Here is an 18339-nt window from a genome sequence, read left to right as displayed (position 1 = left end):
AAAAGTCTCCTGTCGCATCGCATGAGCCATAGCAACCATCACCTGCCCTCGCATGTGCGTTTGTACGGAAACCCCTGTCGCCCTGCCGGCCTCTCCGACGCAGCCGCGGGCAGCTGTGCCGCTGGGGCGGCACGGGTGGGCGCGGCGGCACCCCGTCGCGCCGGGTTGCGCAACGCCCTGGGGCCGGCCCCGCCGCCGGGAACGGCTCAAGGCACCCCACGCCAAGGCAGCCCCGCCGTCCGCGGCGACGGCCACCACGCCCTGCTGTCCTGGGCCGAGATCGACCCGGACTTCGGCCGCGCTCCCGTCCTGCTCGCCGTCACCCTCGACACCGGCCCCCTGGACCACGTAGGCCCTCAGCTCGTGCTGCCCCAGGACCGCTGCGGAGCCCGTCACATCAGCGGGATCGACGGGATCAGGGTGGACGGCGGATACCTCGCATAGGCTCCGCGTATGCTGCTGCGCCAGCTGGAGTACCTCGTCGCGCTCGCCCGGGAACGCCACTTCGCCCGCGCGGCCGCCGCCTGCTATGTCTCGCAGCCGTCGCTCTCCGCGGCGATCCGCAGACTGGAACAGGACCTCGACGTGCCGATCGTGCGCCGCGGCCGGCGCCGGTACGAGGGGCTGACGCCCGAGGGCGAGGTCGTCCTGGCCTGGGCGCACCGCATGCTCGCCGAGCAGGACGCGCTGCGCCAGGAGCTCTCCGCGCTGCGCGGCGGCCTCACCGGCACGCTCCGCCTGGGCGTCGTACCGACCGCACTGCCCGTCGCGTCCCTGCTCACCACCCCCTTCTGCGAACGCCATCCCGGCGCCGGGGTGAGCCTGGAGTCGCTGTCGTCGGCGGAGATCCGGCACGGCCTCGCGGAGTTCGAGCTGGACGCGGCGATGACGTACCTGGAGGACGACAGCCTGCGCCAGGTCCGCCGCCTCCCGCTCTACGAGGAGCGGTACGTCCTGCTCACCCCGGTCGACGGCCCGCTCGCCGACGCCGGGACGGCCCGCTGGTCCCAGGCCGCGACCCTCCCGCTCTGCCTTCTGTCGCCGCGGATGCGCAACCGCCGGATCATCGACGAGTGCTTCGCCGCCGACGGGGCCGTGGCGGCCCCCGCGATCGAGTCGGACAGCGTCGCCGGCCTCTACGCCCACCTCCCCGGCGGCCGCTGGTCCAGCGTGATCTCCCACGCCTGGCTGCACATGTTCGGCGTACCCGACGGTCTGCGGGTCGTCCCGCTGGAGGGCCCGGCGAACGGTCCGCGGGTCGGCCTGGTGGTGGCCCGCAGCGAACCCCAGTCGGTCCTCGCGGAGGCACTGCTGAAGGTGGCGAGGGAGGCAGGCGTACGGGACGCGCTGGACGAGCTGCTGCGGACGTACCTGGGCCGGTCGGCGGCCCCGCGCGGCTGATAGCCAAAGCCTATGTCCCCATAGCAAGGATCGCTTTGACCTGGGGCGATGACCCCGAGGATCGTGAACGGCACCTTCCCGCACAGCCAGTTGCAGCCAGTTGAGGAGCCGGGACATGGCAAAGGTGCTCTGCGTCCTGTACGACGACCCCACCGACGGATACCCGACCACGTACGCCCGCGACGACGTTCCGACCGTCGACCGGTACCCCGGCGGCCAGACCACCCCGACGCCCGGGGCGATCGACTTCACCCCGGGACAGCTGCTCGGCAGCGTCTCGGGCGAACTCGGCCTGCGCTCCTACCTGGAGAAGGCCGGCCACACCCTCGTCGTCACCTCGGACAAGGAGGGCCCGGACTCGGTCTTCGACCGTGAGCTGCCCGACGCGGACGTCGTCATCTCCCAGCCGTTCTGGCCCGCGTACCTCACCCCCGAGCGGATCGCCGCCGCGAAGAACCTCAAACTGGCGATCACCGCGGGCATCGGCTCCGACCACGTCGACCTCGACGCGGCCGTGGCGGGCGGGGTGACGGTCGCTGAGGTGACGTACTCCAACAGCATCAGCGTCGCCGAACACGTCGTGATGATGACCCTGTCCCTGGTCCGCAACTACCTGCCGTCCCACCAGGTGGTGCTCGACGGCGGCTGGAACATCGCGGACTGCGTGGCCCGTTCGTACGACCTGGAGGGCATGCACGTCGGCACGGTCGCCGCGGGCCGGATCGGGCTCGCGGTGCTGCGCCGCCTCGCCCCCTTCGACGTGCACCTGCACTACACGGACCGCCACCGCCTGCCGAAGGCGCTGGAGGACGAACTGGGCCTGACCTGGCACGAGTCGACCGAGGACATGGCCCCGCACTGCGACGTCATCACCATCAACGCGCCGCTCCACCCGGAGACCGAGGGCCTCTTCGGCGACGAGCTGCTCGCCACGATGAAGCGCGGCGCCTACCTCATCAACACGGCACGGGCGAAGATCGTGGACCGTGACGCGGTGGACCGCGCGCTGCGCGCCGGCCATCTCGCCGGTACGCGGGCGACGTCTGGTACCCGCAGCCGGCCCCCGCCGACCACCCCTGGCGCACCATGCCGCACCACGGCATGACCCCGCACATCTCCGGCTCCTCCCTCTCCGCCCAGGCCCGCTACGCGGCCGGCACCCGGGAGATCCTGGAGTCGTGGTTCGCGGGCCGCCCGATCCGCGACGAGTACCTGATCGTCGACGGCGGGGCGCTGGCGGGGACGGGGGCGCACTCGTACTCGGTCACCAAGTGAGCGGGTCCGCGGTCACGGTGTGACCGGTGCAGAACGATGGAGGCCACCGCCCGACGGGCGCGGTCAGGGAGAACCGGGGTGCACGGCGACGCTCGCACGCGATCCCGTACCCGCAGGGGTATGTGATCTCATACGCGATCGATGTGCACGTTCGTCGACTTGACCCGGGCGGTGGCCTCCATCCCCACCTCAAGACCCAGTTCCTCCACGGCCTCCCGGGTGAGCAGCGACACCAGCCGGTGCGGCCCGGCCTGGATCTCCACCTGGGCCGCGACGTCGCCGAGCTTGATGGCGGTGACGATGCCGGGGAAGGCGTTGCGCACCGACGTGTAGGACACCTCGTCCTCGCCGCCGCCCTTGGCGAGCTCCACGGAGAACGCGGCCAGGTCCTTCCCGTCGACGAGCCGCCGCCCGCCCTCGTCCCGATGGGTCGCCACCCGCCCGGCGTCCGCCCACCGCCGCGCGGTGTCCGGGCTCACCCCGAGCAACCGCGCGGCCTGACCGATCGTGTATGCCTGCATGCCCGCCAAGATAGGCCAGCGACCCCCGGCGGGCGCGACGGTGGTGGGGGCGGTGTTGCGGTGACGCTCCCGGCGTCAGGCGGACATGGCCGGCCGGAAGCCCACGCCGATGGACCGCAGGTCCTTCTCGTAGGCGCCGTGTCGGCGGGCGCAGCGGGCCAGGTCGCGGTCGTGGCGGAAGGCGCCGCCGCGGGTGATGTGCGGGTCGAACGCCCAGTCCTCGACGAGGGGTACGTCGTCGGGGGCGCCGGGGTAGGGGGCGTACAGCGTGGATGTCCACTCGTCGGCGTTGCCGGCCATGTCGAGGACGCCGAAGGGGCTGGCGCCGTCGGGAAAGGAACCGACCGGCGTGGTGGTGCCGAGGCCGAGGTCGACGAGGTTGGCGAGCCCGGTCCGGTACTCCGGTCCCCAGGGGAACTCCCGGTCGTCGTCGCCCCGGGCGGCCCGCTCCCACTCGTCCTCGGTGGGCAGCCGTACGCCCAGGACACCGTGCCGTTCGCCGAGCCAGTGGCAGTAGGCGACGGCGTCGTCCCAGCGGACGCCGACGACCGGGTGGTCGTCGGGCGCGTCGGTGGCACCCGGCCTCCCGGTCTCCTCGGCGAAGGGAGCCCACTGACCGACGGTCACCTGCGTACGTCCGATCCGGAACGCCGGCACGTGGACCCGTCTGCGCGGCGCCTCCTTGCGGTACCACTCCACCGGCACCCCGGTATCGGCGTACCGGCGGACGAGACCGTCCATGTCGTCGACGGGAGTCCCGCGCAGCAACTCCCCGGCCGGCACATCCACCCAGTCCACAAGCTCCACGTGCGCGCTCCCCTCGAACCGATCGGACACCACCATCCTTGATCGGAGGAGGGCCCGAAGACCTCGGTCCACAGCCCTGAAACGACACCGACCTTGGGACCAGGACCAGGACCAGGACCAGGACCAGGAGCGGGGCGGTCGTGGCGGGTTACTGGCGCCAGCCGCCCAGCGAGATGTCCGGGCCGCCGAAGAGATGGCTGTTGAGCGCCTTCGCCGTGCTGCTCACGAAGTTCGACGGGACGGCGTCGGCGTCGACCCAGCGGACCTGGGCGTGTTTGCCGGGTTCGCGGTTCTGCGGTTCGCCCGTCCACGCGTGGGTGACGAAGACGACGGTGAGCCAGCCGTTGGGGGCCTCCACACCATGGGCGCCATGGATGACGTGGGCCAGCGCGAGGTCCTCCGGCCGCACGGTGAGCCCGGTCTCCTCGTACAACTCCCGCACCGCGGTCGCCGTCACCGGCTCACCGGGCTCGCTCTTCCCGACCGGCAGATCCCACATCCCCTGCGCGAACCTGGAGTTCGGCCCACGCTGGATGAGCACCACACGATGCGCCGCCCGGTCGTGCACGATCACGGCGGCGACCAGCAGGGTCATGGAACCGAGGGCGGGCGACGGGGAGTCGGAGGTCGGCTGCGCCACTGATGAGGTATCCCTTCGTGCCGGTCCGCACGGACCGTTGCTCGCGGTCAGCGCTGCCGCAGCCGCCACGGACCCGCCGCCTTGGCCCGAGCCCGTTCGGTGGGAGTCTCACACACCGGAAGGCAGCGGACCTCGAAGAAGGACGGTCAGGCCGTGAGGTCGTACGACGTCTGGGCGTCCAGCCACGCGTCCACCTCGCGCCAGCGGTAGCGCAGGTGACGGCCGACCTTGTGGACGCTGGGGCCGATGCCCCGGTACTTCCACTGGTAGAGGGTCTTCACCGGTACCCCGAGATAGGCGGCGACCTCCGCAGGGGTGGCAAGCGGGCCGCGCTGGGCAGCCGCAGCGGTGGCAGGGGCGTTGGTGCTACGGGGAGGGGTCTTCGGCACAGGGCTCCTTTTCGGTTTTGAACAATGGGCTGGACAACACAGCCACACCACTCGGAGAAAAGTCCAGAGTTGGTTCTGAAACTCCTCACTACTTCTTTCGGCGTGGCCGGGGAGAGGGAAACAGTAAGGGTGGATCCCCGGTTGCCGAAATCGCTCCCGCCAGGCCCGGATTTTCGCGCGGCGAAGCAACCGGTCGAGGTGCCGGAATCCGGTACCTCCGCAGCTCAGAGGTAACGCCTGGCGGTCAGAGATGACGTGACTGGCCCACCGGGCATCATGGCTTATGTATGTTCAAATCGCCCGTCTCGAAAACGGCGAGGGAAGTTAACACGATGCCTCGGCCGAAACGCCTCGCGATGTACCGGAATTCGACGAGATGAACGCCACTTCGCCCTCGAACGACTTTTGGAGAGTTTTAGAGCTAACTCTTGCCATGGCGCCCGGATGTAAGTTACAGGTATCTGTCATGCCCAACCGACCTGTCGAGATAGGCCCTGCCGGCCTCCACACCGCCCGCGCCATCGAGTACCTACGTCTCGTGCGCGGCCTGACCCAGCACCAGCTCGCCGCCCGCTGCACCGCATTGGGTCGTCCGACGGCCAACACCGCTCTCAGCCGCACCGAACGCGCCCGCCGCCGCTGCGACGTAGACGACCTCGTCGCCCTCGCCGTCGCGCTCGGCGCCCCTCCCGCAGCTCTGCTGCTCCCGTGGCCGACGCGCTCCCCGGTGTCCCACACCACCTCCCACTCCCTCACCCCCATCCAGGAGGCCCTTCTTGGCTGACGTGCACGACCGTTGGCACAAGTCCCACCCCAGGCCCACCGAGGCCGAGTGCGGCGAGCACAAGAGCCGTACGAAGCGGATGGTCCCCACCGCCGACCACGGCATCGGCAAGCGTTGGCAGGTCCGCTACCGCGACCTGGACGGCCACCAGCGAAAGGAGAACTTCCACACCAAGGCCGAGGCGGACAAGCGCGCCGCCGAGGTCGACGTCGAGATCCGGCAGGGCTCCTACGACGTCCCGGCCGAGACGAAGCAGACGCTCGGCGCCTACGCGCAGAAGTGGCTCGACGCGAACTCCGTCGGCCCGACCACCGCGCTCCGCTACGAGGCGACCGTCCGCAACCACATCCTCGAGCACCTCGGCCGACGCGAGCTGCGGTCCCTCAACCAGCCCTCAGTTATCCAGGGTTGGATCCGCACCCTCCAGGACGCCGGCCTGGAGGTGTCGACGATCGAGGGCATCTTCGACATCCTCTCCAGCATTCTTGGCGCAGCCGTGGAGGACGGACTGCTGCCAAAGAACCCGTGCAAGGCGAAGTCGGTCAAGCTTCCGACGGCGACCAAGAAGAAGATCATCCCTTGGTCGCTGGAGCGCGTCCGCGCGGTCATCGCCGGACTCCCGAAGCGCTTCCAGGCCGGCGGCAAGCTCGCCTTCGGCTGCGGTCTGCGGCAGGGCGAGGTGTTCGGCTTCGCCGTCGAGGACATCGACTCCAAGGGCGGCTGGATCCACGTCAACCGCCAGGTGCGGCTGGTCGGTACGAAGCTCGTCTTCGCCCTGCCCAAGGGCAACAGGATCTGGTCAGTGCTGTTGTCGGCTCAGCTCGCCGCCGCCCTCAAGGCCCACATGAAGGAGTTCCCGCCGGTCGAGGTCACCCTGCCCTGGACCAAGCCGGACGGCGAGCCGAAGACCTTCCGCCTCGTCTTCGTAGACAAGAAGGGGCGGGCCTACAACCGCAGCGTCTTCAACATGGGCGACTGGAAGCGCGCCCTGGCTGCCGCCGGCGTGATCCCTCCCCGCGAGCGGGGCGCGCGCTACCTCCAGGCGGCCCCTGACGACGGCATGCACGCCCTCCGGCACGCCTACGCCTCCGTACTCCTGGACGCGGGGGAGAGCATCAAGGCGCTCTCCGAGTACCTCGGCCACTCGGACCCAGGCTTCACGCTGCGGACGTACACGCACCTGCTGCCGTCCAGCGAGATCCGCACCCGTAAGGCGATCGATGACGCCTTCACCGAGGCCAACGCTGAAGACCGAGGTAGCGCTTCCGATGGTGGGGGTACATCCGTGCCTACACCGCAAGCAACGTGCCAGCGTTGTGCACTGGCCGCCTGACAGCCTCTTCCGGCACATGACGAGAGGGAGCGGTGGGCGAAACGGCCTGCATGGATTGGCTTGTTCGCCGCTCAGACTGCTGCCAGCACGCTCCCCCCAAGGGCAATCGTTCCGAGGAGGAAGCAGACCAGTCCTGTCCTGATCCACCGGTGCTTGGCCGCGACGATGTCGCTCGTGTTGCGGAGCGCGATCACCAGGCCGGACATCTGTTCCTCTTCGGTGGTGCGCAGAGCATCAGCGAGTACTCCGGAATCCGCGGCGCGACGGATGTCGAGGAAATACGTCAGGGGACTGCCGGCCCGCCACTGGCTCGCCCGGTAGCGAGGGGCTGTCGCGAACAGTAGAAAGCCCAGCGCAAGAGCCCAGGTCAGAGCGCTGGCCGCGCCCAGGGTTCGACTGAAGCCTGTGGCCGGCATCCTGCTCCAGTACGTGCTCAGGACGACTCCGGCACACACACCCAGCGCGCCAATGAGAACGGATGCCTTGGTGTCGGCACGGCCGATTTCGGTTCGCACCTCGGCCAGCAAGCGTTCCGCGGCATACACACCTGCGTGATCGGAATTGAGCGTTGGGGCGGGCCCGTGAGAGGAGGACGTTGTGCTCGTGACACGCATCATCTTCGGTTCTCCTGACATCGATTCCGGTTGGAGACATCCCCTGCCGCCGTCACATCACGGCAAACCGGACCACAGGAGGGCACCCGCTACCAGCAGGCCGCCCCACAACGCGCCGCGATGACCGAGTTGGCCTACTGCCTCGCGCAGCGCCGACAGGACGGTGCCCACACAGCGGTGTCCGGCGTTTGCGACAGCGCACACCGCGTCTCCGTAGGTGTAGGCGAAGGGGGCGGCGTGGCCGGAGACACGGCGCTGTGCCCGGGTCCAGCAGTATTCGGGCAACAGCAGTCCGACGACCATGACATTCATGGCGTATTCCATGCCGGTCTCTAGGTGCGTCAACAGTGGTACCGCAGCCCAGCGGAGCAGCACGTAGCAGGCGATGCCGACGACGAGAGCGGGCACGAGGGCCCGTTCAACGTCCGCGGGCGTGGTCACCGTTCGTCTCCCGATGCGTCCGGTCGCTCGTCCTGGTCACTGGTCCCCCGCTCCAGCTGTTCCCGATAGAGGGGGTGTTTGCGTGTCCGGCCCCGGCCGGCGTCGTTGAGCCGCTCCTTCACAGCCGACAGAGCCGCCCGCGAGGCATCCTCCAGCATGTGATCCTCAACTGCTCCGGAGTCGAGGACCCGCTCGATGACGCGGATCTGGTTGGCGCTGGCCTCGCGCTCGTCATCACGAATGGATTCGATGGCGAGCGGGATGTCCGCCGGATTCTGTGCGAGGTGCGCGCCCCAGCGCTCGAACTCGCCCTGAGACAGCAGCCGGGCGTAGAAGGAGCTGCGCTCCTCCATGACTTCGTGTTCGTTGTGGGTGCGCAGCCTGGTCAGTTCGTGCTCGCTCCGCGTCCGCTGCTTGGTGTAGTCGAGGGAGCGCAGTGAGGACAGTTGGCTGACCGCCTCCTCGTCGAGGCTGAGCCTGACTTCGCATTGGATGTCCAGCCCTTCGGCGGCCGCCAGAGGCGTGGTGACCAGCGCCTCCATCACTGCGACCTCGGCATCGGCGCTCTCCTCGATGGCGTACCGGCGGCTTTCCCGGCGCATCCGGGTCAGCAGGCGGGGCTCCAGCAGTGCACGGACGTCGCGGATCTGCCGTTCCACCACCTTGGCGGGGTCGATGACCCGCCAGGTTAGATCGGTCTCCGCGGAGAAGAACGCGGCATCGCCGTCGCTAGGCAGCCGGTGCTCCAGCGACATGTGTTGGATGCCCATGTCTACTTCGTACAGCGTGCGGAAGTTGCTGGTCACCAGCTCTCCGCGAGTGGGCTGCTGATGCGGGAGATACGTCTGCGGTCGTCCTCCGGACGTCAGGAACACGAGTGCGCGTTCCGCGTAGGCCGGTGGCCGGTGGCGTACGTATTCGAAGCGGCCCAGGCTCCGTATCTGGCGTACAGGGTCGTTGACGAGTGCCATGAGTTCTCCTGCTATCGGGGCATTGCGTACGAGGCGGTGAGTTGCGTGAGGCTGGCCGAGTCTTGGCGGCGGCCGGAACCGGGGATGACGGGTCTGCCGTCACAGGGGACGGGGCAGTGCCGCGGGGCCTTTGGCGAGGGCGATCCCGAGCCGGGCGGCCGTGGGGCTCTGGCCTCCGTCCGGGATTTTGACCCGGCGCAGAAGGAAATCCAACCGGTCCCAGTCGTTCTGGTTTTCGACCAGCAGAGGGAGCAGTCTGCCCAGCGCCTCCTCTACGTCCGACACCGTGTCGTATCGGTCCGTCTGCTCGAATGGCGCCTCGGTCGTAAAAGCTCGGTGCCGTGCCGCTTTCGCGGACGCACGCTCTGCGACCCGGACCCAGCGAACCAGTTCGTCACGTGCCGCGTCGCGGCTGGAGCGACTGTCCAGCAACGCCCGCCACATCACGACGGCGTACCGTCGGGCGTGGGCGTCGTGTTGCGCCAACCACAGAAGGCTCGGCCACGTCGTCGCCTCGGTGCTCACGGCCCGGTGGCGCCTGCGCGCACCCCGCAGAAATCCTGCTACTGCCAGTTCGCGCAGGGGACCAGAGCTTGCGTGCCACTGCACGAGTCGCTCCAGAACCGGGACGGCTGCGGGCCCCTGAAGCAACGCCTCCAGTGCCTGCTCAAGCGCTGACTGGAGTGCGCCGTCCGGTGGCGGTTCGGTCGCGGCCATCCGCCCGATGTCCCGGAGCGCACTCGGGGCTGTGGCCCCGCCCAGCAGAGCGTATGAGCGAGCGACCGTCCACCTCCGTGCCAGGTGACGTCGGCTGCTCCAGTCGGAGAGTAGGCGCCTGACCGCTGTGTCCATGCCATGTTCGGCGGCGGTGTACAGCGCCCATGCGGCGAGCTGCCGCTGCATCGGCCTCGGCGAAGAACCCCATTGATTGAGGAAGCTGTCGAAGGCGTAACCGAAGTCCACGGCCGCCAGCACTCCCGAGGCCACTGCGGCTCGGAGCCGTACGAAGGTCCGGCGGTCCGTCACGAGGGTGTCGAGCCAGGCCAACAGGGGCTTTCTGACAGCTGGATGGCTTGTCCAGACGTGGCGTAGGGCGGTGCTCCAGAGGGAGTGGTTCTGGAAGGCGACGACCCGTTCGGGCAAGCGTCCCCATGCGGTGTCGGTCTCTTCGTCGTGTTCCTGGGCCCTGGCCAACCTCAATCGGTCTTCCGGGGATGAACCGAATACGGGATATCCGGCGGTGCGATCGGGTTCCTCGACGGTGCGAAGCCGCATGTAGAGGAGGTCTCCGAGTTCGGCCACCAACGGATATGGCAATCCGTCGAATACGGCGAGCGAGATCAGAAACGCTTTGTCGCGCAGCGGGGCTCCGCCCGAATGCTGGTCCTCACTGAACCACCTGCTGGCGATCTCCTCGGCCGATCTACGGCCGTACCTAGACAGCTCCTCTTCGTCGCAGCGTCCCGCTGCGTACTCCACGAGAAGCCGAGCGAAGTCGGCGGCCTCCGTGGGTGACGGGCTGGCGCTCAAATACCGTATGGTCGGCTCCAGTTCGAGTAAACGTCGTACCCTGTCGGCCGCTGCGGCATCACCGGCCGGTCCGTCTGCCGCTGAGCCCTGGATCGCGTGCAGCAAGTGAGCCCGTGTGATGTCGGCGGCGGGAAGCGGTTGCCAATCGTGCGCTGTCACTTCATCCATGACGGTGCCGTGCGCTGCGACGACGACAAGGAGCCCGTCGTCCCCGAGACGGCGGCGGATGGCGTTGAGATGGATGTCCCGCAACGGACTGTCCTGGCTGGTGATCGGGTCCACCACCAAGTGGGCTCCGCCGGGCTGGACGTGGTCGGCGAAATCGGCCGACTCCGTGCCTGGATCCAGCGCAATCACCTCGCTGGCTTTTGGACCGACCTGCATGAGCATGCGCAGGGCCGCGGTCCTACGACCTGTGCCGGGCCGCCCGCGCAGAACGAGGACGCGCCGGGCGGTGAGTTGCGCGCACAGCTCGTCATACCGCCGATTCGGTGCGAACGTCTCGGCAAGGTAGTTGAGTTCCGCTGTCGGTAGAGGGCCGACAGTGTGCAACCGGGGCAGGCGGGTTTCGTGCAGGTGCACATCGACGCGCTTGTCGCCTGCGACGACATCGCCTGATACCTGGGTGTCCCCCATGACATTGGCTCGCCCTGACCGCAGGTGCGGGGCGAGAGCAAAAAGCTGCTCGATGGCCTCCCATGCCTCCGGGGCGGGGTCTTCATCCGGTGGCGGTGCCGCCACGTCCCCGGTATCGGCGGCCCGCCCGGGATCCTTCTCTGCCTTGGGTCCGGCGCCGGCGTCCTCGGGGTCTAAGGGGGCATCCACGTGCTGATTCACTCTCCGCTTCCTTCCACGTCCCGATGCCGAGTCGACCCGGTGGAGCTGGTACCAACGTGCTTGTCACCCGCAATGGCGTCCCCGGCGATGCTCGCGGTCCCGAAGAAGAAGTTGCCGGTGCGCGTGTGCAGCGCCGGAGCCGGAGCCGCGTCGGCCGAGTGCTCAGACCTGGGTACCGGTGCGGCCGCCTGCGCGGGGATGGACGACGAGGTCGACTCCGCGGCGGGCTGCTCCGATCCGGCGGTGTCGGTGTGCCGTCGCGAGATGTCGTGGTACCAGCCCGTCAGCGTGGCACCTTCTTTGCTGTCGACGGTCAGCGGGTGGAAGTGCTCGGGCCGTACACCTGGATGCGCGTGACGCACAACGCCCTGATACACGGCGTTGGACACGCAGAGGACACTCGGCTCCGACGTAGCGACAAGCTCCTTTCGTAGCGCCGGTGCGTCAAGGAGCCGGAAGGCATGGACGAGATCCGCGCCCACTGCACCGAACTCGTCCAGTGCCACTTCGCCGGTATGGACGACGATCCGCAGGCTGATCCGAGCACCCTCGGCGGCCAGCCGATTGGTGCTGACGAGTTGCTCAGGTGTCGCCGTCAGCAATGCCCTGAGCAGCGCGGGCTTCGGCACGGCCGGATCGATGAGGACGAAGACGCCGTCGCCGCGGTCCTCGCTGCGATACTCGGTCGGCTCGATGGCGGCAGCCGACAGCGTCTCGTGGAGGACTCTGTACAACATGCGGTGAATGACGGCTTGTTCGCTGTCGCGACGCCGCCCCGATCCCTCCATGTCCATGAGCAGGATCGTCTTGTTGCTGGGTTCCGCCATGTGTCTCTCCTCAGAAGCGCGCGACCGGCGCGCCAGGCCAAAGCGAAGTGCAGGAGGGCGAATCGACCACCGGGCCGACCGCCCTGGCTGTCCGGAGCGCTCCATACCCAGGGTCAACCAGCACGTCGTGCGCCGCGAGGATCATTGCCGCACGGTTGGTGTGACGGATTACGCAGAGCCGCCGATCCGCCGCAGCATGTCCGGCTTGACTACCACCAGGGCCTGACGGTGCGTGGTGACGTAGCCGCGCTCCCGTAGTTCACGAAGAAGCCGAGTAACCGACTCACGAGACGACCCCACTGCTCCGGCGAGCTCCTGCTGAGTGAGCGGCACCCTGACGAGAACGCCCTCTGGTACCGCCTCACCGTGGTGCTGAGCCAGCTCCAGCAGCAGGCGCGCCAGTCTCTCCTTGACGCCGCAGGCCGCGAGCTCCAGCCGCTTGCGGTCCGCGGCACGCATTCGGTCTGTGACAACGGCCATGAGCTGACGCGCCGCGGTCGGGTGGGCGTCAAGGTACGCCTTGAAGCGGTCCGCCGAGATGACCACTGCCCGCACCGGCTCCAACGTGGTCACCGAAGCGGACCGTGACGTGTCCTCGAGCGCGGCGCTTTCGCCAATGACGTCCCCAGGCCCGCGCAGAGCCAGCAGTGCTTCGTGCCCGCCGGGGGAACCGTCGGTCACCTTCACCCAACCTTCCAGGACGAGCAGGACGTGGGAGGACGGCTCGCCCTTCATGAGCAGGGCGGTACGAGCTGGATAACGCAGCTCGGCTCCGGCGCTGATCAACGCCGCCGAGGCCGCCTCCGGGAGCCGGGCGAGGTAAGGGACGCGGTCGTCGGTCAGAAGGGATACGGCGGCCTCAGCCGAAGCGCGTAAGGCTCCTGGCTTCGCGCTTCCAGCGGCGCTCTCCACAGCGGTGTCCTTCCCGCAACAGAACTCACTCGCCCCCAACGCCGCCCGTCAAGCGGACACCCGAGCAGTTCGCGGAAGCCTGCGGGATCGTCTGTGGCACGAGGTTTTGTCAAATGCCCGATGATTCTGACGCATGCCTCTGACGATGGGCAATGTTGAATGCACAACGCGTCACCGGCATCCCATCGACCTACGCGCAGTACCGGGACGGGCAGAGCACGAGTTACGGGGAAGGGCGCGGCGCACGCCAGTGGCCTGATCACAACTCATGTGCCCTCAATGTGCCCTGGCCGCCCAAGAGCCCCTCCCCGCCACCAAAAAGGGCGAGGCCCGAAGACCCCGCCCGAAACCACCGAAAGACCAGGTCACGGCCACACAAGGCAATACGGCTGATGCCCCGCCTCGTGGAGGCGGTGGCTGAAGTCCTGCCACTCGTGGAGCAGTTGGTACACGTTGAACGCGTCCCGCGGACCACCCCGGTCCGGGACCGTCGACCAGATGAAGGCGGCCGCGCCGACCGCTTCCTCGCCGATGCCGCGCAGGGGGTCGACGACCGTCATGGGGAGCTTCACGACCGCGTAGTCGGGGTGCAGGACGACCAGTTCCAGCGGCGGGACCTTGTGGAGGGGGACGCCCTCGATGCCGGTGAGGACCATCGCGGCCATCGTCTCCGGCTTGATCTTGGTGAACATGCCGTTCATACCGAGCTCGTCGCCGCCGAGTTCTTCGGGACGCATGGAGATCGGGACACGGGCTGCGGTCGCGCCGTCGGGCGCGCCGAAGTACTTGTACGTCACCCCCACCCGACCACCATTCCTGCTCCCGGCCCTGAGCCCGTCCAAGGGCTCACTCGGTGCACCCTGTGCCTGTCGCGCTTCGGCTTCCTCCGCTTCGCGTCGGTGCCTTCCCCGCCGGGCACGTCGAGGACCCAGGTCGTCGGTCCCCTCGCCCAGTCCGCCACCGCGATGCATATCTCCACCCGACTGCTTTTCTAGGAGGCGTGGCCCCCGCCGCGCAACCCGATCATCGTGTCAGTGACCTCCCCCACGGCCGCGCGCCGAAACGTGCGTTGAAACACCTGTCCGCAGGATCTTCGCAGCCCCCGACCAATACGGCTGGCACGAGCTGTGTGTCTCACCTCTCAGTTGTCAGTTTCGCAGATGGACGGGGAACGACCACCCGTTTGCGCCGCGCCGACGCCCGACGGCATGCGAGGGATCGGCGGGCATGTGACGGCTTGCACAGGTATCCGACCAGGGTCCGGCCGGGTTCCCCCGTCGCCTCCCGCGCGTCCCAACCCCCTGGCCTACCCTGAGGGCATCACTGCCCACGGAGTCCGAGAAGTCGGAGAAGTCGCAAGGTCATGAGCGAACTGCCCAGCGAAGTGCCCATCGAACGGCCCTATCCCTACGAAGCACCCGCCTCGCAGGCGCTGTTCGACCGTGCGGCGGCCGTCACGCCGGGTGGCGTGAACTCCCCGGTGCGCGCCTTCCGCGCGGTCGGCGGTACCCCCCGGTTCATGGTGTCCGGCACCGGCCCCTACCTCACGGACGCCGACGGGCGCGAGTACGTCGACCTGGTCTGCTCCTGGGGGCCGATGATCCTCGGGCACGCGCACCCCGAGGTGATCGCCGCCGTGCAGGCCGCCGTCGCCCGCGGTACGTCCTTCGGCACTCCCGGTGAGGGCGAGGTCGCGCTCGCCGAGGAGATGGTCGACCGGATCGCCCCGCTGGAGCAGGTACGGCTGGTCTCCAGCGGTACCGAGGCCACGATGTCCGCCATCCGGCTCGCCCGCGGCTTCACCGGCCGCACCAAGGTGATCAAGTTCGCCGGGTGCTACCACGGGCACGTCGACGCGCTGCTCGCCGCCGCCGGATCCGGCGTCGCCACCTTCGCGCTCCCCGACACCCCGGGTGTCACCGGCGCCCAGGCCGCCGACACGATCGTCCTGCCCTACAACGACCTCGAATCCGTACACGCCGCCTTCCACGCCCACCCCGGCGAGATCGCCTGCGTGATCACCGAGGCCTCGCCCGGCAACATGGGCGTCGTACCGCCGCAGCCCGGGTTCAACCAGGGGCTGAAGGACGCGTGCGCCAAGAACGGCGCCCTGTACATCTCCGACGAGGTGATGACCGGGTTCCGCACCAGCCGCGCCGGCTGGTTCGGGATCGACGGTGTCGCGCCCGACCTCATGACCTTCGGCAAGGTGATGGGCGGCGGGTTCCCCGCGGCCGCGTTCGGCGGTCGCGCCGACGTCATGGCCCATCTCGCCCCCGCCGGGCCCGTCTACCAGGCCGGCACCCTCTCCGGGAACCCGGTCGCGACCGCCGCCGGCCTCGCCCAGCTGCGGCTCCTCGACGACGCGGCCTACGAGAAGATCGACGCCGTGTCCGCGCGGATCCAGGCACTCGTCACCGAGGCGCTCACCAAGGAGGGCGTCGCGCACCGGTTGCAGACCGCCTCCAACATGTTCTCCGTCTTCTTCACGGGCCGGGACGTGCGCAACTACGAGGACGCCCGCAGGCAGGAGTCCTTCCGGTTCAACGCGTTCTTCCACTCGATGCTCGCGAGCGGCGTCTATCTGCCGCCCTCGTCCTTCGAGTCCTGGTTCGTGTCCACCGCTCACGACGAGCGGGCCATCGAGCGGATCGCCGACGCCCTTCCGGCGGCGGCACGGGCGGCAGCGGAGGCCACGGCGGCATGAGCAGCGAGAACGGCACCACAGACATCACCGACACCACAGACATCACCGACACCACAGACACCACCGACATCACCGTTGTGCATCTCATGCGGCACGGTGAAGTCGCCAACCCGGACGGCGTGCTGTACGGCCGCCTGTCCGGCTACCACCTCTCCGACCTCGGGCGCCGGATGGCCGACCGGGTCGCCGAGCACCTCGGCTCGCGTGACATCACCCACGTCGGCGCGTCCCCGCTGGAGCGGGCGCAGGAGACGGCCACGCCGATCGCCAAGGCGCACGGGCTCGACATCGCGACCGACGGGCGGCTCATCGAGGCCGACAACGTCTTCCAGGGCAAGACCTTCGGCGTCGGCGACGGGGCGCTGCGCCGGCCGGAGAACTGGAAGCACCTCGTCAACCCGTTCCGCCCGTCGTGGGGCGAGCCCTACGTCGACCAGGTCGTCCGGATGATGGGCGCGCTGGACGCGGCGAAGGACGCGGCGCGCGGGCACGAGGCCGTACTGGTCAGCCATCAGCTGCCGATCTGGATCGTACGGTCGTACGCGGAGCGGCGGCGGCTCTGGCACGATCCGCGCAAGCGGCAGTGCACGCTCGCCTCGCTGACGTCCTTCACGTATGCGGGGGACCGGATCGTGTCCGTGGGGTACAGCGAGCCGGCCCGGGATCTTGTGCCGGCGCATCTGCTTGCCGGCGCCAAGCCTGTGAAGGGGAAGGACAAGGCCTTCGGCGCGTGAGCGCTCCGCTGAGGAGGTGGGGTCGGTGAGGTGATCGACTGACGGCCGGTGGGGGCTTGTCGCGCAGTTCCCCGCGCCCCTGAGGGGGTTGGCCGTAAGGTTTCCGATTTGTGCCCCGCCTTGTGCGGAAACCTTCACGTTTGCGAGGAACCTCCCCGTTCGTCGTGCCCTCTTGCTGGGTGACCAGCAGAGAGCGCAACGGATGGGGATGGCATGCGTCACATCAGTCGTAGGGGAGCGATGGGTCTCGGCGCCGGGGCGGCGGCCGCCCTCGGGCTGGCCGCCTGCGGCACCCCCTCAGACGGCGCGAACCACGCGGGCGGTTCCCCTGCCGGCGGGGGCAAGGACCGGCCCGGCGGGTCGGGTACACCGACCGCCAACGCCAAGCCCCTCGGTGACGGCTCCACCTCGTACACCGGCAAGCAGCCCCACCAGCCCGACGCCCCGCGGCCGTTGGAGCCGGGCGAGACGCCGCCGCAGTTCGTGGTGTTCTCCTGGGACGGCGCAGGCGAGGTCGGCAACGGCCTCTTCCCGCGCTTCCTGGACCTCGCCAAGGAGCACGGCGCGCACATGACGTTCTTCCTCTCCGGGCTGTATCTGCTGCCCGAGTCGAAGAAGCGGCTGTACGAGCCGCCGAACAACCAGCGCGGCGCCTCCGACATCGGCTACCTCACCGACGAGCACATCAAGGCGACGCTGGAGAACGTCCGCCGGGCCTGGCTCGAAGGGCACGAGATAGGCACGCACTTCAACGGCCACTTCTGCGCCGGCTCCGGCACGGTCGGCAACTGGACGCCGCAGCAGTGGCGCAGCGAGATAGACCAGGCGAAGTCGTTCGTGAAGGAGTGGCGCAGCAACAGCGGCTGGACCGATCTGCCGTCGCTGCCCTTCGACTACGACAAGGAGCTCGTCGGCGGCCGTACGCCCTGTCTGCTCGGCCAGGACAACCTGCTGCCCACCGCCCGCGAGCTCGGCTGGCGCTACGACGCCTCCTCGCCCGGCGGTCTCCAGGTGTGGCCGCAGAAGAAGCAGGGGCTGTGGGACCTGCCGCTCCAGCAGATACCGTTCCCCGGCCATGGCTTCGAGGTCCTCTCGATGGACTACAACATCCTCGCCAACCAGTCCCTCAACTCCACCAAGGCCCCCGCGCACAACTACCCGGGCTGGCGGAAGCAGGCCACCAAGGCCTACATCAAGGGCTTCAGGCGGGCATATGAGACAAATCGGGCACCCTTCTTCATCGGCAACCACTTCGAGGAGTGGAACGGCGGCATATACATGGACGCCGTCGAGGAGGCCCTCAAGCACATCGCGCGCGAGAAGGAGCAGGGCGAGGACGTACGGCTCGTCTCCTTCCGGCAGTTCGTGGACTGGATGGACGTCCAGAAGCCGGAGGTGCTGGAGAAGTTCCGCGGTCTGAACGTCGGCGAGGCGCCGGCCGGCGGCTGGAAGAGCTTCGGCAGCGACACCGGGACGACCTCCGGGACGACCTCCGGGACGACCTCCGGCGCGGGCGACGGCACGGGCAGCGGCACAGGCAGCGGCACAGGCAGCGGCACAGGCACCGGAAACGCTGCCTGAAATGGGCGTTCGCGGTCCTGAGGGGGGTGCGCAAG

General features: G+C 68.8%; 17 protein-coding genes and 2 pseudogenes. 8 read left to right on the top strand and 11 right to left on the bottom strand.

What is annotated here, in order from left to right:
- Window positions 1-234: 234 nt before the first annotated feature.
- The 3 genes and pseudogenes from ACIQAC_RS14390 to ACIQAC_RS14380 form a co-directional block, all read left to right on the top strand.
- Window positions 235-444, top strand: a pseudogene (locus ACIQAC_RS14390) (hypothetical protein); the annotation flags it as partial.
- 9 nt (window positions 445-453) lie between these two features.
- Window positions 454-1401: a LysR substrate-binding domain-containing protein gene (locus ACIQAC_RS14385; protein ID WP_402190431.1), complete on the top strand. Its 948-nt coding sequence runs from the start codon at window positions 454-456 to the stop codon at window positions 1399-1401.
- 115 nt (window positions 1402-1516) lie between these two features.
- A pseudogene (locus ACIQAC_RS14380) lies at window positions 1517-2676 on the top strand (NAD-dependent formate dehydrogenase).
- 128 nt (window positions 2677-2804) lie between these two features.
- Here the strand turns inward: ACIQAC_RS14380 and ACIQAC_RS14375 are convergent.
- The 4 genes from ACIQAC_RS14375 to ACIQAC_RS14360 all read right to left on the bottom strand — a co-directional run bounded on the left by ACIQAC_RS14375 (window position 2805) and on the right by ACIQAC_RS14360 (window position 5033).
- Window positions 2805-3197 (bottom strand): molybdopterin-binding protein, encoded by a 393-nt coding sequence (locus ACIQAC_RS14375; protein WP_402190429.1) that lies wholly within the window; start codon window positions 3195-3197, stop codon window positions 2805-2807.
- A 75-nt stretch (window positions 3198-3272) separates the two neighbouring features.
- Complete coding sequence (locus ACIQAC_RS14370) at window positions 3273-4034, bottom strand: formylglycine-generating enzyme family protein (RefSeq protein ID WP_402190426.1); 762 nt, start codon at window positions 4032-4034, stop codon at window positions 3273-3275.
- 118 nt (window positions 4035-4152) lie between these two features.
- Window positions 4153-4644, bottom strand: coding sequence for an NUDIX domain-containing protein (locus ACIQAC_RS14365; RefSeq protein ID WP_402190424.1), 492 nt, complete (start codon window positions 4642-4644; stop codon window positions 4153-4155).
- Window positions 4645-4790: 146 nt separating this feature from the next.
- Window positions 4791-5033, bottom strand: coding sequence for a helix-turn-helix transcriptional regulator (locus tag ACIQAC_RS14360; protein WP_369389844.1), 243 nt, complete (start codon window positions 5031-5033; stop codon window positions 4791-4793).
- 466 nt (window positions 5034-5499) lie between these two features.
- Between ACIQAC_RS14360 and ACIQAC_RS14355 the strand changes: the two genes are divergently transcribed.
- Complete coding sequence (locus ACIQAC_RS14355; RefSeq protein ID WP_402190421.1) at window positions 5500-5817, top strand: helix-turn-helix domain-containing protein; 318 nt, start codon at window positions 5500-5502, stop codon at window positions 5815-5817.
- A 1-nt stretch (window position 5818) separates the two neighbouring features.
- Complete coding sequence (locus ACIQAC_RS14350) at window positions 5819-7150, top strand: tyrosine-type recombinase/integrase (RefSeq protein ID WP_402190750.1); 1332 nt, start codon at window positions 5819-5821, stop codon at window positions 7148-7150.
- A 71-nt stretch (window positions 7151-7221) separates the two neighbouring features.
- Here ACIQAC_RS14350 and ACIQAC_RS14345 read toward each other — a convergent pair whose 3' ends face one another.
- The 7 genes from ACIQAC_RS14345 to ACIQAC_RS14315 form a co-directional block, all read right to left on the bottom strand.
- Window positions 7222-7767, bottom strand: a complete 546-nt coding sequence (locus tag ACIQAC_RS14345) for a Pycsar system effector family protein (RefSeq protein ID WP_402190418.1) — start codon at window positions 7765-7767, stop codon at window positions 7222-7224.
- Window positions 7768-7821: 54 nt separating this feature from the next.
- Window positions 7822-8205, bottom strand: coding sequence for a hypothetical protein (locus ACIQAC_RS14340; protein WP_402190416.1), 384 nt, complete (start codon window positions 8203-8205; stop codon window positions 7822-7824).
- Window positions 8202-9176, bottom strand: a complete 975-nt coding sequence (locus ACIQAC_RS14335) for a hypothetical protein (protein ID WP_402190414.1) — start codon at window positions 9174-9176, stop codon at window positions 8202-8204. The genes ACIQAC_RS14340 and ACIQAC_RS14335 overlap by 4 nt, the downstream gene beginning before the upstream one ends.
- A 99-nt stretch (window positions 9177-9275) precedes the next feature.
- The gene (locus ACIQAC_RS14330; RefSeq protein ID WP_402190413.1) at window positions 9276-11543 is read right to left on the bottom strand and encodes a hypothetical protein; all 2268 of its coding nucleotides are present in this window, start codon (window positions 11541-11543) and stop codon (window positions 9276-9278) included.
- Complete coding sequence (locus ACIQAC_RS14325) at window positions 11540-12370, bottom strand: hypothetical protein (protein WP_402190411.1); 831 nt, start codon at window positions 12368-12370, stop codon at window positions 11540-11542. The genes ACIQAC_RS14330 and ACIQAC_RS14325 overlap by 4 nt, the downstream gene beginning before the upstream one ends.
- 168 nt (window positions 12371-12538) lie before the next feature.
- Entirely contained in the window at window positions 12539-13213 is a 675-nt protein-coding gene (locus ACIQAC_RS14320) for a Crp/Fnr family transcriptional regulator (protein ID WP_402190748.1), read from the bottom strand.
- Window positions 13214-13647: 434 nt separating this feature from the next.
- Window positions 13648-14253 (bottom strand): hypothetical protein, encoded by a 606-nt coding sequence (locus ACIQAC_RS14315; protein WP_402190409.1) that lies wholly within the window; start codon window positions 14251-14253, stop codon window positions 13648-13650.
- A gap of 392 nt (window positions 14254-14645) precedes the next feature.
- Between ACIQAC_RS14315 and hemL the strand changes: the two genes are divergently transcribed.
- The 3 genes from hemL to ACIQAC_RS14300 all read left to right on the top strand — a co-directional run bounded on the left by hemL (window position 14646) and on the right by ACIQAC_RS14300 (window position 18304).
- Window positions 14646-15989 carry a glutamate-1-semialdehyde 2,1-aminomutase gene (gene hemL / locus ACIQAC_RS14310; protein ID WP_402190406.1) on the top strand — a complete coding sequence of 448 codons (1344 nt, stop codon included), beginning with the start codon at window positions 14646-14648 and terminating at the stop codon, window positions 15987-15989.
- A gap of 86 nt (window positions 15990-16075) precedes the next feature.
- Window positions 16076-16723: a histidine phosphatase family protein gene (locus tag ACIQAC_RS14305; RefSeq protein WP_402190745.1), complete on the top strand. Its 648-nt coding sequence runs from the start codon at window positions 16076-16078 to the stop codon at window positions 16721-16723.
- 213 nt (window positions 16724-16936) lie between these two features.
- Window positions 16937-18304, top strand: coding sequence for a polysaccharide deacetylase family protein (locus ACIQAC_RS14300; RefSeq protein ID WP_402190403.1), 1368 nt, complete (start codon window positions 16937-16939; stop codon window positions 18302-18304).
- Window positions 18305-18339: the final 35 nt, after the last annotated feature.

Origin of the sequence: Streptomyces sp. NPDC088387 (assembly GCF_044753385.1) — a bacterium.
In the GTDB taxonomy this organism is placed as follows: Bacteria; Actinomycetota; Actinomycetes; order Streptomycetales; family Streptomycetaceae; genus Streptomyces.
The sequence above is the reverse complement of the archived record's forward strand: the minus strand, read 5'-3'. Positions and strand labels throughout refer to the sequence as shown.